Origin of the sequence: Hymenobacter wooponensis (assembly GCF_004745865.1) — a bacterium.
Taxonomy (GTDB): Bacteria; Bacteroidota; Bacteroidia; order Cytophagales; family Hymenobacteraceae; genus Hymenobacter; species Hymenobacter wooponensis.
Genome location: NZ_SRKZ01000004.1, coordinates 394,643 through 407,235, shown reverse-complemented (window position 1 = coordinate 407,235; position 12,593 = coordinate 394,643). Strand labels below are relative to the sequence as shown.

The 12,593-nt window shown below is 55.8% G+C and carries 11 protein-coding genes and 1 tRNA gene; 5 read left to right on the top strand and 7 right to left on the bottom strand.

What is annotated here, in order from left to right:
- Positions 1–81: 81 nt before the first annotated feature.
- The 3 genes from EU557_RS15350 to EU557_RS15340 all read right to left on the bottom strand — a co-directional run bounded on the left by EU557_RS15350 (position 82) and on the right by EU557_RS15340 (position 2,561).
- On the bottom strand, positions 82–816 hold the full coding sequence (locus EU557_RS15350) for a LytR/AlgR family response regulator transcription factor (RefSeq protein WP_135531341.1): 735 nt from the start codon (positions 814–816) through the stop codon (positions 82–84).
- The gene (locus EU557_RS15345; protein WP_135531340.1) at positions 794–1,897 is read right to left on the bottom strand and encodes a sensor histidine kinase; all 1,104 of its coding nucleotides are present in this window, start codon (positions 1,895–1,897) and stop codon (positions 794–796) included. The genes EU557_RS15350 and EU557_RS15345 overlap by 23 nt, the downstream gene beginning before the upstream one ends.
- A 196-nt stretch (positions 1,898–2,093) precedes the next feature.
- Positions 2,094–2,561 (bottom strand): hypothetical protein, encoded by a 468-nt coding sequence (locus EU557_RS15340; RefSeq protein ID WP_135531339.1) that lies wholly within the window; start codon positions 2,559–2,561, stop codon positions 2,094–2,096.
- Between the two features lie 1,141 nt (positions 2,562–3,702).
- Between EU557_RS15340 and EU557_RS15335 the strand changes: the two genes are divergently transcribed.
- From EU557_RS15335 to EU557_RS15325, 4 genes are all read left to right on the top strand, one after another.
- Positions 3,703–5,271 (top strand): TROVE domain-containing protein, encoded by a 1,569-nt coding sequence (locus EU557_RS15335; protein ID WP_135531338.1) that lies wholly within the window; start codon positions 3,703–3,705, stop codon positions 5,269–5,271.
- Between the two features lie 843 nt (positions 5,272–6,114).
- Positions 6,115–6,261, top strand: a tRNA-Pro gene (locus EU557_RS25535).
- Positions 6,262–6,648: 387 nt separating this feature from the next.
- Positions 6,649–8,049, top strand: a complete 1,401-nt coding sequence (locus EU557_RS15330) for an RtcB family protein (protein ID WP_135531337.1) — start codon at positions 6,649–6,651, stop codon at positions 8,047–8,049.
- Between the two features lie 734 nt (positions 8,050–8,783).
- Positions 8,784–9,215 carry an OsmC family peroxiredoxin gene (locus tag EU557_RS15325; RefSeq protein ID WP_135531336.1) on the top strand — a complete coding sequence of 144 codons (432 nt, stop codon included), beginning with the start codon at positions 8,784–8,786 and terminating at the stop codon, positions 9,213–9,215.
- A gap of 14 nt (positions 9,216–9,229) precedes the next feature.
- On the opposite strand, the gene EU557_RS15320 is transcribed toward EU557_RS15325, so the two are convergent.
- From EU557_RS15320 to EU557_RS15310, 3 genes are all read right to left on the bottom strand, one after another.
- Complete coding sequence (locus tag EU557_RS15320) at positions 9,230–9,757, bottom strand: MOSC domain-containing protein (RefSeq protein WP_135531335.1); 528 nt, start codon at positions 9,755–9,757, stop codon at positions 9,230–9,232.
- Between the two features lie 54 nt (positions 9,758–9,811).
- The gene (locus tag EU557_RS15315) at positions 9,812–10,270 is read right to left on the bottom strand and encodes a hypothetical protein (protein WP_135531334.1); all 459 of its coding nucleotides are present in this window, start codon (positions 10,268–10,270) and stop codon (positions 9,812–9,814) included.
- Positions 10,271–10,334: 64 nt separating this feature from the next.
- Positions 10,335–11,060 (bottom strand): VIT1/CCC1 transporter family protein, encoded by a 726-nt coding sequence (locus tag EU557_RS15310; protein WP_135531333.1) that lies wholly within the window; start codon positions 11,058–11,060, stop codon positions 10,335–10,337.
- 109 nt (positions 11,061–11,169) lie between these two features.
- On the opposite strand from EU557_RS15310, the gene EU557_RS15305 reads away from it, so the two are divergent.
- Positions 11,170–11,877, top strand: coding sequence for a Dps family protein (locus tag EU557_RS15305; RefSeq protein WP_210116064.1), 708 nt, complete (start codon positions 11,170–11,172; stop codon positions 11,875–11,877).
- A 57-nt stretch (positions 11,878–11,934) separates the two neighbouring features.
- Here EU557_RS15305 and EU557_RS15300 read toward each other — a convergent pair whose 3' ends face one another.
- The gene (locus EU557_RS15300; RefSeq protein ID WP_135531332.1) at positions 11,935–12,411 is read right to left on the bottom strand and encodes a low affinity iron permease family protein; all 477 of its coding nucleotides are present in this window, start codon (positions 12,409–12,411) and stop codon (positions 11,935–11,937) included.
- Positions 12,412–12,593 lie beyond the last annotated feature (182 nt).

Here is a 12,593-nt window from a genome sequence, read left to right as displayed (position 1 = left end):
CGACGCTTGCTGCGTGGAATGTCGGGTCTCCTCGCAATAACAGGCCTAGGCCACTTCACTCAATCACTATTTCACTCACCGCTAGTGCATGTTGCGCTCCTCGATGAGCTTGTGGAAGGCGTCGGCGTAGGAGTCGCCGATGGGGATGATAGCGTCGCCGAGGTAGATACGGTTTTTGCGGATGGAATCGATCCAGCTCAGGGCTACGATATAGGAGCGATGCACGCGCACGAAGTCCTGGGAGGGTAGGCGGTCTTCGAAGGCTTTTAGGGAGTTGAGCGTGAGCACGGGCTTGCCACCGGTGTAAATCTTGATGTAGTCTTTGAGGCCTTCCAGGTACCGGATATCGCGCAGGTTGATGCGCTGAGTGTGGTAATCAGCCTTCACGAAGATGAAATCATCGGTAGGAGTTGGCGCGGGCGGTGCCGGGGTAGGAGCGGCAGTGTCCGTGGGCCGGCGTGCCTGTAGGCGGTCCTGGGCTTTTTGGGCGGCCTGCACAAAACGGTCGAAGGCAAACGGCTTCACTAAGTAATCAACGGCGTTGAGGTTGAAGCCTTCCAGTGCGTAGGCCTCATAGGCCGTGGTGAAGATGACCAGCGCCTCGGGGCGGAGCGTGCGCACAAACTCCACGCCCGTCAGGTCGGGCATCTGAATGTCCAGAAAGAGCACATCCACGCTCTCCTGCTGCAGCACCGTCATGGCCTCCAGGGCGCTGCGGCAGGTGCCTACCAGCTCCAGAAAGGGCACGCGCTCCACGTAGCTCGTGAGCAGGCGTAGCGCCAGGGGTTCATCATCAACTAACAGGCAGCGGAGCATAGGCCATCGTCAGGGTTAAGGCCACCGAGTATTCGGTGGGCGTTTGATCTAGTTGGAGTTGGTAGCGGTCGGGGTAGAGCAGGGCTAGGCGCTGCTGCACGTTGGGCAGCCCAATGCCCGAGTTGGGGTCGTGGTCGGCTTTGGCCTCCGGAAACCGGGTGTTGGTTACGTTAAACTGGAGCTGCTGCCCCACCACCGCCAGCTCTACGGCAATCTTGGACGGGTGCCGGGCGCTAATACCGTGCTTAAAGGCGTTTTCCACGAACGGAATCAGCAACATAGGCTCAATCATGCAGCCATTGAGGTTGCCTTCCACCGTAAAGCTAATGTCGGCCTGCTCAGGGGTGAGGCGCAGGCGCTGCAGATCTATATAGGTGCGCACGTAGGCCACCTCCCGCTCTAGCGGCACCCGCGGCGCCGCCGACTCATACAGCATGTACCGCATCAGCTGGGAAAGCTGCAAAATGGCTTCCGGTGCTTCATCGGCCTTAAGCTGGGCCAAGGAATAGATGTTGTTGAGCGTGTTAAACAGGAAGTGCGGGCTGACCTGCGACTTCAGAAAAGCCAGTTCCGCCGTAAGGTGGTTGTTCTGCAGCTCCCGGCGGGCCCGCTCGGTTTCAAACCACTCACTCGTGATGCGTAGGCCACTGCTGATAATCCACACCAGAATCCCGATCATCCAGATGCCCTGGGGCGGCCGGGAGTGTCTGAGCTGACCCGTTTCGCCGGGCCGGCCCACCACTATTTCGGTGCGATGGGGCCGAGAAGGGCGTTTGGTAATGCCGGCTGCGCGCGAAATGAAGGGCCAATAGAACAGGCCTAGCAACACTAGCACCACCCCGAAGTAGGCCAGAAACCGCCGCTTAGCGAACAGCTGCGGAATCAGGATGTGGTAGTTCAGGTAAAAGAAACCTGCCAGCAGGAGGGGAGGAATGAGAAACCCTGGCTGGAATGGCGGCGGATTGGTGGAAAGCAGCCGCGGAATGGTAGCCACCCCCACCCACGACGCCACATGGATAACCACCGTCCACGCGCGCTGCCAAGTGGTTTTCGTTTTTGCTATTGGAAGAGAAGCTGCCATTCGAGGCTCAATTTAGGGGGATACACGCTCTGAGTGGAGGGAGATGATGGTGGAAGCTTTACGCATAACCGTTTGGCCCGACGCAAAAAGGACCTTATCAGACCAGACAAACCCTGGCTAGGCCAGTAGTGCAGGCATGATAAGATCCTTGGGGCCGGCTAGAGTGCGGCCTGATCAGCAGCAGCGGTGAGTGCCCTTAGTTGTCGCGGGGCGAACGACGGTCGCGCATGCGTTCCTGCTTCTTGGCCTGGTATTTCTGAAACTGCTCTGGCGTCAGAACGGCTTTGAGCTTGGTGTCGGTGCTTTCGTCGAGGCTGCGCATCTGCGTCATCATGGCCTGCCGGTCGCTGCCCGCGGAGCCTTGCTCCCGCATGGTCTGCATCTGTTGCATTTGCTCCTGCTGGATGGCTTGCACGCGGGTTTGCTGCTCGGCTGTCAGGTTCAGGTCCTTGGTTATGTCGGCCAGCATGTTGCCGCGGCCGCCTGGGCCACCAGGCCCCCGGCCTTCGGGTCGAGCAGCGGTGTCGTCGCCCTTGATTTTGGTTTTATCTTTCTTGGTTTTCACCTTCTGAGCCGAAGGCACCGTTTGGCCCTGAGCAGGTACCGAAAGGGCAGCCCCTACCAGGGCACCAGCGAAGAGGGAAGCGACAAGTAGCTTGCGCATAAAAGAGAGGGATTAAAGGAATGCAGCCCGATTCTCAGGCTAAATCTTCCCAAACCTACCAAGTGCCACCACCGCCCGAAATTATCATCTACTAACGCCCCAAAATCATCGACCGAGCTACTAGTTTCCTCCAGTATGCCTAGATACACGGTGTTGGCGGCCATCAACAGCTTCGTTCTGATGGCTTCTCCCGAAAACACGAGGGGAGAGCTCTTTATAAATGCTAGCTATTCAGGTGCTACAACTAATCCCTCCGAGCCTTTTTGGGAGAGAGGGCAGGGAGTGAGACGTCTGGAGCTGTAAGAAGTATCAGATTACTGACAGATACTTTTTGGGTAGTTAAATGAAAATACCACATTTATTTTCATTCTAAATAAATGTGGTAAACGCTGTTTAAATTATTTAAAGCAAGATTTGATGTGTCTGCTAAGTTGATTTGTGCTCTAGTGATGAAAATAATTTAAAAATATTTTCTGTTGGTATTTGGTATATAGTAAAACTCCTTTCATATTTGTCCCACCAAAACAACACAACGCCATGCTACGCCACTCAAACTTTACCATCAGCCAAGACGAGATGAAACCGTGGGTTTCATGCGCGGTTCGGTATAGCTAAGTAGCAGTAGGCCTCCTCTGACACTTCCGCGACCCGAGCCCTACAGGTTCGGGTCGCTTGTTTTTCACCCTATACCATCCCCACGGTCATGCAGTCAGTTCTGAATTGCGCTTTATGCCAGCCCCAGGATAAACGGCCCATCAGCCGCGAGGGGATGTGGTGCGACCGGGATTTTTTGTTGGACAATTCACGTAGGTAAATTCCTTGTGATGTATCCTTGAAAAAAGCCCGGCTTCCTAAAAAGCTGGGCTTTTTTCATATTTATTATTCGAATAAATTATTCATTTATTCGTGCTGGAATTGCTATGCCTTTACTGTAATAATTAATTGTTTCCTCACTGTTAAAATATTGTTTGTATGTACGATTTATTCCGCCTTTCCGAATACGAACTGGCAATAGACTGGCCTACGGAAGAAGAGCAAACACCCGCTGCCAATCAGGAAGTCAAAACCACCTAAGGGTGGGGCTTTACCAGCCGCCCTGCTGCTTATTTCTGCTTTACCTACCCGCTTTATACCTCATCTTATGCGCTTCAATACTACTCCTCGCATTCCTCAACCTGATACAATAAACCACGAAGGCGCCGCAGCTTACACTCTTATGCCCGCCCTAGAGCTTTACGCCGCCGTGGCTACGGCGGCCTTGCAGGACCAGTGCTATGAAAAGGCCGATACCCGTTTGGTGCGCCTGCGTGAGCTGGTAGCGAAAAATGATGCGCTGTTTGTGGCTCGCCTGGCCGTGTATGCCCGTGAACGGCTTCACTTGCGCTCGGTACCCTTGGTGCTGTGCGTGGAGCTGGCTCGGTTGCACCGCGGCGACAACCTGGTGAGCCGTTTGGTGGCCCGCGTGGTACAGCGCGCCGATGAAATAACGGAGCTACTGGCCTACTATGCTCACGCCAACGGCCGCAGCGGCACCAAAGTCCTTAATCGCCTCTCCAAGCAGCTGCAGAAAGGGCTTGCCCAGAGCTTCAACCGTTTCGATGGCTACCAGTTGGCCAAGTACGACCGGGCCGGGGCCGTCCGCCTGCGTGATGCTCTGTTTCTGGTGCACCCCACGCCCCAGAACGAGACCCAGCAAGCGCTATTTAACCAGTTGGTGGCCGGTACCTTGCCTACGCCTTACACTTGGGAAACCGAGCTGTCGGCACTAGGCCAGGTGGAGTACGCCACACCCGCCGAGCGCACTGCGGCTTTCCGCCAGAAGTGGGAAGAACTTATTGGCAGCGGCAAAGTGGGCTACATGGCCTTGTTGCGCAACCTGCGCAATATCCTGGAAGCCGGCGTGGCTCCGGAGCTGGTGGAGCAAGTCTGCGCTACGCTCGCTGATGAGCGGGCCGTGGCGCGCAGCAAGCAGCTGCCGTTCCGTTTCTTAGCCGCCTACCGCGAGGTAAAGGCTCTGCAAACGGGGGTGGTGCCTACGTTGCTCGGCATGCTGAGCCTGTGCCCCAACCCTGCGGTGGAGGTACTGGCGGCTTTGGAAACGGCCATCAGCTACAGCGCCGCCAACCTGCGCGGGTTTGGCTCCGAAACCCGCGTGGTAGTAGCCTGTGACGTGTCGGGCTCCATGCAGCACCCTATTTCTGCGCGCAGCAAAGTGCTGCACTACGACATAGGCTTGGTGCTAGGCATGTTGCTGCAGAGCCGCTGCCAGAACGTGGTAACCGGCATGTTCGGCGACACCTGGAAGCGCCTCACCTTGCCTCACGGACCGGTGCTACGCAATGTAGAAGAGTTCTACAAGCGCGAAGGCGAAGTGGGCTACAGCACCAATGGGTACTTGGTAATTCAAGACCTGCGCCAGCGCCGCGAGGTAGTAGACAAGGTGATGATGTTCACTGACTGCCAGTTGTGGAACTCCCACTTCAACGGCAACAGCGTAGCGCAGGAGTGGGCTGAGTACCGCCGCACGGTGGCGCCCAATGCCCGTCTCTACCTATTCGACTTGGCTGGTCACGGCATCTCGCCCCTTCAGGTACATCCTGAGAATGGCGTGGCCCTGATTGCCGGCTGGTCGGATAAAGTATTCGATGTGTTGGCAGCCCTCGAAAACGGTGGCTCCGCCCTCACCGAAATTGAGAACATTGATCTATAAAATTGCGGCCTCGGAAGTGGCCTAGACACCAGGTAAAGCAGCCGCCACTTCCGGGTTACTGCCCGATTCAATGCTAAGTTTAGAGCCGCAAAAACAACCTCCACAGTAGTAAAAAAGCAGTTTTTTGTCCTGCGTAACTCAATAACCATGTAACATCTTTCATTTTGACATTGGGAAGGCGGCTGACTCTATAAGGGCAGCCGTCGGCCGGAACGGTGCTGAGCCGGAGCCCCAGTTGCTTCGGCGGCCGTTCCAACCCGGCTGACTCACCACGTCAGGTGCCGTAGGCGGGCGATACTTCGCTTGGTTGAAGCAAAACGCATGTTTTGCCAGGGTTCGAATCCCCTTCCGTGGCCTCGGCCGCGGCTGACACGCCTGCCGCCTGTTGCCCTGAACTGGTGAGCTCAGTCGGAAATATCACCCTGCCGGGTGCCGTCGCTAAGCGTTCCTTCGGGTCGTGCGTTCGAGTCGCATCAGGTCCACTCCGTTTTTGTAACCCGGGCCTGTAGCTCAGTTGGTAGAGCAGAATGGCTTCGGCCACCGCTTGCACCTGTTGCCCCGGCAAATAGTATTCTAGTAACCTTCTGATTTTATAGCTATTCTTATTTACATCAGGTGTCGTAGGCCAGTGCTACTTCGGTATAGTTCCACAAGGAGGTGCAGGTTCGAGCCCTGCCCAGCAACCTTAGTTGCTGGTGGCGAAATTGGTAGACGCGCTACAAACACACTGGCCGCATTTTGCCCTGATGTTACTTTCACTGCGTGAGTGCCGTAGTTGGGCCTTACTTCGCATTTTCATTGCCCAGGTCGTGGGTTCGAACCCCACCGGCCGTTGCTTTGGTAGCGGCTGTAGCTCAGCTGGTAGAGCAGGATATGTGGGCCTGGCGTTTGTTGCCTCACGCAGTTTTTTCTAACATCTGACGGGTGCCGTAGCGGAGCCATACTTCGTTTGGGACGATGGGGGCGTGGGTTCAAGTCCCACCTGCTGCAAGGCAGTAGCTCAGTTGGTTAGAGCACATTCAGGAGGCTTCGCGCCTGTTGCCCCGTTAGGTGAACGAAAAGAATTATTGAAAGCGGAAGGTGTCGTAGAGCCGTCTTACTTCGTCTGAAAAACCAATCAACGCCTCGTTTTTCACCCTTCTGATTTTCTATTCCAGCTGCGGCCTGTTCTAGGCCAGTAGCCTGATCTTACCCATCCTATTCTCTATCTATCATCCCTTCCTCCACTGGCCTAGGCCAGTTCTACCCCCGCTTGCTATCATGTTCCTCCGACGAGATACCGCTACCACAACCCGGCGCCGCTAGTAGCGCTCGGCAACTCATCTTATCTGCAGCAAGTGCCTCAGGGCATATAAGCTTGCTTCAATTCCACTGATTATGGCTAATCAATTACGCGGCAACGACCTTCGGCAGCTTGGCTTCCCCGAAGGACGGGCCATCGGGCTGGCGCTAGCACAACTGCAGCGCAAGCACCTCAAAAAACTCTCGCAAACCGATCAGCTCACCTTGCTGAAAAGCTTGCTGACTGATCCTTCCACTTATCTCACTCACCTCGACTGGAGTCATACGGCCGCAGCCTTGCTGCCCGCTCCCAGCCGCCACATTGCCCTCACTGAGCGCAAGCCTTACGCCGTGTTCGGGCCGGAATACATTGAGCAGGGGGCCATTCACCAGATGGAAACCGCCATGAAGCTGCCCGTGACGGTAGCCGGCGCCCTCATGCCCGACGCCCACCAGGGCTACGGCCTGCCCATCGGGGGCGTGCTGGCTACTGATAACGCGGTAATTCCTTACGCCGTGGGCGTTGACATTGGGTGCCGCATGGCGCTGTCGGTGTTTGCACTGCCGCCCAAGCACCTAGAGCAGCGGGTACAGGAAATGCGCAAGCTCCTGCTCGACAACACCCGCTTCGGCAACCGGCAGGGCTTTCAGCGCGGCCAGAAGCTCGACCACGCCGTGCTGGAGCGCGACGAGTTCAATGACATTGCCTTCCTACGCAACAAGCAGGGCACTGCCGCCGAGCAGATTGGGACCTCGGGTTCCGGCAACCACTTCGTTGAGTGGGGCATTGTGGACATCATCGACCCGCAAAACGAGCTAGGCGTGCTCGTAGGCCAGTACGTGGGGCTGCTCTCGCACTCCGGCTCCCGGGGGCTGGGGGCCAGTGTAGCCAACCACTACACCAAGCTGGCTAAGGATGTGTGCCAACTGCCCGCCGAAGCGCAGCATCTGGCCTGGCTCTCCCTGGAAAGCGAGGCCGGACAGGAATACTGGGCCGCCATGAACCTGGCCGGCGACTACGCCTCGGCCTGTCACCACCAGATTCACCAGCGGCTGGCCAAAGCCCTGGGTGAGCGGCCCTTGGCCAAAGTGGAAAACCACCACAACTTTGCCTGGAAGGAGCACCTGGCTGATGGCCGGGAGGTAGTAGTGCACCGCAAGGGCGCCACACCCGCCGGTGCGGGTGTGCTGGGAATTATCCCCGGCTCCATGACGGCTCCCGGTTTTATAGTACGGGGCCGCGGCAATGCTGATTCGTTGGCATCTGCTTCGCACGGGGCCGGCCGGGCCATGTCGCGCACCCGGGCTAAGCAGGAACTGGGCGAGGCCGAAGTGCGGCGCTATTTAGAGCAGCACGGCATTGAGCTGATCGGTGGGGGCGTTGACGAAGCTCCTCAGGCCTATAAAGACATTCACGCCGTGATGCAGAGCCAGCAGGAGCTGGTAGACGTGCTGGGTAGCTTCACCCCACGCATTGTGCGGATGGATGGGGCATAGTAGTGGCCTAGCCGACCGCTAAACAGAAAAGAGGCGCTGCCCCACTTGGGGCAGCGCCTCTTTTGTTATTAAACCTTATTGTGCCCGGGGTGAAGGTTACTGGCTAAGACCGGTGCCGACGATTGCGTAGGCGTTGGGTAATAGTAGCCGCTTCCTCCTCGGCTGTAGGATCTTCTGATGAGTTCGGGGAAGGTTGCGCTGACCTTAGGCGGGTGGCAGATGTCCAGACTGGTAAGGTGAGCAGTCCGCCCGATAAAAGGAGTAGAGCTACAGCAGTTGCGGGCAAAGAGGGAGAAGGTGAGGTAGGTCCCATATGAATCTACAAGCGTTAGCGATAGATACTAATTGTGGAACCTGGGCTAGGTGTGGGGCCTCAGGATTCTGATAGGATAGTGCAGTTCTGAACTGACTTGACTGAAGATGAAATCCAACCAGTTCAATTATAAATACGGGGTAAAAAATCTAACAGATTGAAGAGATGTGAAAAAAAGTTAAAGAATCTCGTCTACCAATGACTAACTTCTAGATAATGAGATGTATAGAATTTGTTATATAATATTGAAAAAAGCGCAAGTTTTTACTTGGTATAGTAATAGGTTGGTACACTAGTTGTCTGGGCTGATTACGCAGTCCTCATTGGGCACCTAAGCAGGGAGAAATGCCATTGGCATTCTAAGATCCTATTGTGTTACTTGCGTAGACTAATCTGGTATTCTTGAGAATAGGGCTACTTTATGTCGATTAATCGAATTGCTAAAGCACATTGGTATGGCCGCGGCACTGATGGCTACGGTCAACTGGATACTACTAGTGAAGTATTAAAAAGCACCCCGTACTCCTACACTACGCGCTTCGCTGATGGAGCCGGCACCAATCCCGAGGAGCTGATTGCAGCTGCACACGCGGGGTGCCTTTCCATGAAGCTCGCCTTCAACCTGCAGGTAGCAGGGTTTGTGGCTACCCGCATTGATACCCGGTGCGAAATAGTAATGGAAGAAGGCTTAGTGCGCGAGTCGGTATTAGTAGTAGAAGCGCAGATACCCGGGATGCAAGAAGACAAGTTTCAGGAGCTAGTAGCCGACGCGCAGGAAAATTGCCCCGTGTCAAAACTGCTGAATGCTTCCATCCGGTGTGAGGCATTTCTAATCCCAAGCTTAGCCGTATAAAGTGGGTGGGTGGCCTACGGGTTGTCGTCTGCTACAACCTGGACTGCGTCGCCTACCCGAATAGTGCCTCCCATAATGATGCGCGCCGTAAGGCCACCGTGGCCACGCATGGCGTTGTAGCCACCGGGCCCCAGCTCTTCTTCCATGCGGGAGCAAGGATGGCACTCGCCCGTAATTTCCAGCATTACCTCGTTGCCAATGCGGACCCGACGGTTCTTAAGTGAAAGTAGGTTGATGCCACTTACGGCTAGGTTGCGCCGCAAGCGTCCCGGATCTACGGGTGAGGAGTGGCCTAGGTAGCCTGCCACCGCCGCCAAGTGCTCATGCTGAATCAACGTTACCTGCCGTTTGCCGCCTGATTTAGGGCGGGCATGATCACCAACCAAATTACGGTCGGTTTCAACAACGGCTTCCGTAACCGATTGCATCGGTTCGCGCCGTATGGGGCGTAGGCCTATCCACTCCAGGCGGCCTGTTTGCGGTAGGGTAGCTAACATTTGCGCAATGGCTGATTTAGAATCACCGAAGAAAGGGAAGGCCATGGTGGGAAGGGGAGAAGTATATCTGCCTATACTGCGGGGCTGCCGTGTACGTTGCTACGGTTTGTATTCTGCGGAAGATACGAAGCCGGCTCGCGCCTCCGGGTGCCTAATTTGCCCACCTAAGCTACCCGCCCACGCCAATAGGGCAAAGCTACTAACCGCACCAGCCAGCGTCAGGCGATTCATAAGCTGGGCCCGCTGGGGCAGTAGCAGGGCCAGCATAGCCAAAGCCCCCGTCAGCTCAAGAACCCAAAACGCAAGCTCTGCGGCCTCTTCGTGAGCGTTAATAAGTGTTTTCGACACGTCAGGAAGGCCATGCAGAACTTCTTCAGCTCCTTCACCGGTAAGCTGAACCGGCAAGCACAGTACGGCCGCTGCCAGCAGCGTTACTAGGCCAGTGCGCACCACGCCAGTATCCGCTCGGAAAATGCCTACTGCCAATGCTATAAGGCCAAACAAGCTTCCTAAGATAGGTAGGTGGTTGAGCAGCAGGTGCAGATGAGCTTCATTCATAGGATAAGAGGACAACGGGCTAGGCTACTAGCCTTGGGCAAAGGTAAGCTGCCGCTCCTCAGGTTTACCCCGCATGAGGTTGGAACTGGCGCGCTACCCAGAAGGCTGCCCCGGCCGCCAGCGCCCCGGTGCCAGCCATTTTGAAGGCTCCCCATACCGGAGGCTGCCCCGTCAGGCGGCTCTTCAGATACCCAAAGATAAACAGGCACACCAGCGTAATCACCGCCGACCACAGCAGACCTTCGTCGGGAGTAGCGGTGAAAAAATACGCGCTTAGTGGAATGAGTCCGCCAACGGCGTAGGCCATGCTGATAGTGGCGGCGCTTTTAGGCGCTTGCTTGGGGTCGGGCTTTTCTAGGCCTAGCTCGTACTTCATCATGAACTTCACCCATTGTTCTGGGTCGGCGGTAAGTTCTTGCACGGCCAGATTCACGGTGGCGGGGGAAAGACCAATTTCTTGTAGCAGCTCCCGCACCTCTTCGCGCTCCACCTCCGGTACTTCCTGAATCTCGCGGTACTCCCGTGCTAGCTCCGACTCATAGTGCTCTACTTCGGTGCGCCCCGAGAGGTAGCCGCCCAGTCCCATGGCAATAGAGCCCGCCACAATCTCGGCCAGACCGGCCGTAATCACGAGGCCCGACGACTGCACTGCGCCGCTGAGACCCGCCGCCAGCGCAAACGGCACCGTCAGGCCATCAGATAGGCCTATCACGATATCCTGGAGCATGGCTGAGCTGGTAAGATGATCTTCCGGATGAGGGTGCGAGTGGGGCGCGTGAGCGTGCGTCATGAGGGATTAATCTAATGGCCCAGTTAACCCGAGCGCTTGGCGTACGTATGGCATAACAGGTAGCCACCTTAGGTGGCTTTCTCTGCACTACTACTACCTCTTTCTGATCATGGCTAAGACCACCACCAAAGATACTCCGGCAGCTCCTAAAGCACCTGCTGCCAAGAAAGCTTCCACCTCCAAAGCAGCCGCTCAGGCTTCTTCAAACGGCCAAGACGGACAAGCTTCTTCCAACGGACAGTCGGCGCCTAGTGTGCAGCCTGTGCTAAACCAGCAGTTCAACGCCCCTGCACCGTTGCAGCGTTATGGCACGGTTTCCCAACGTCTGCCCATCGGCATCGACACCAACACCCGGCAAGAAAGCGTAGAGATGCTCAACCAGATGCTGGCTGATACCTGCTCAATCCGCGACATGTACAAAAAGCACCACTGGCAGGTAGTAGGCCCTACTTTCTACCAGCTGCACCTGCTGTACGATAAGCACTATGAAGAGCAAGATGCCCTCATTGATATGATTGCTGAGCGCATTCAGATCTTGGGTGGTGTGGCCGTGGCTATGGCCGCCGATATTGCCGAAGTAACCAGCATTCCCCGCCCACCCCGCGACCGGGAGGAGGCACCCATTCAGGTATCGCGCCTGCTGGAAGCTCACCAGATCATCCTCAAGAACTGCCACGACTTTGCAAAAAAAGCAGCTGACTCTGGCGATGATGGCACCAACGACCTCATTGTGAGCAACGTGATGCGCACCAATGAAATGCAGGTGTGGTTCGTTTCGGAGCATGTGGTAGATACCCCCCTGGCTCGCGCTGAGTAGGCGTAACCACTAGAAAAGCAAAAGCCTTCTCCGGTTACTCGGGGAAGGCTTTTTTAGTTAATGATGGGAACATACGCGACGCTTTTCCTGGTGATTCTCCTCCGCCTCTTCCACGGAGTGCGTCCGGCCGAGGTCATGATCGAGCTTGGCTTTCTCAGCTAACAAGCAGAAGTATTGATGCAGCAGGTTGATTTCTCCTTCCGTAAAGTCTTGGGCATTGATAAGACGGTTACTGGCGCCTTTCTGGGCCGCTATCAACTCGTTCAGCTTCAGGTGCAGCACCAGTGAATCTTTGTTCTGGGCCCGCTGAATCAGAAAAACCATCAGAAAGGTTATGATGGTGGTGCCGGTGTTGATGACTAGTTGCCACGTTTCGGAGTAGTGAAACATAGGGCCAGTGGCTGCCCAAACAACTACTAGGCCTAGAGCGAGGCAGAATGCCAAAGTAGTGCCCGACCAAGCAGTGATGCGCCCAGCAAAACGCGCAAAGAAGCTCGAAGTTGGAGACGCTGCGGTAGAAGGAGTAGAAATCATGGGCGGAAAAGGTGAGGTGGCTAGACGCACATTTTAGCTAACTGCAGCCACTAAAGAAGAGAGAAACGGAAAAAAATTTGGCTAGGCATGAAGAAAAAGTGAATCGCCTTGCCGCTGATACTGAGTGCCCAAGGCCTGTGAGCGGCAAGTTGGGGGCAGCTAGGCCAGAAAAAATACCGCAA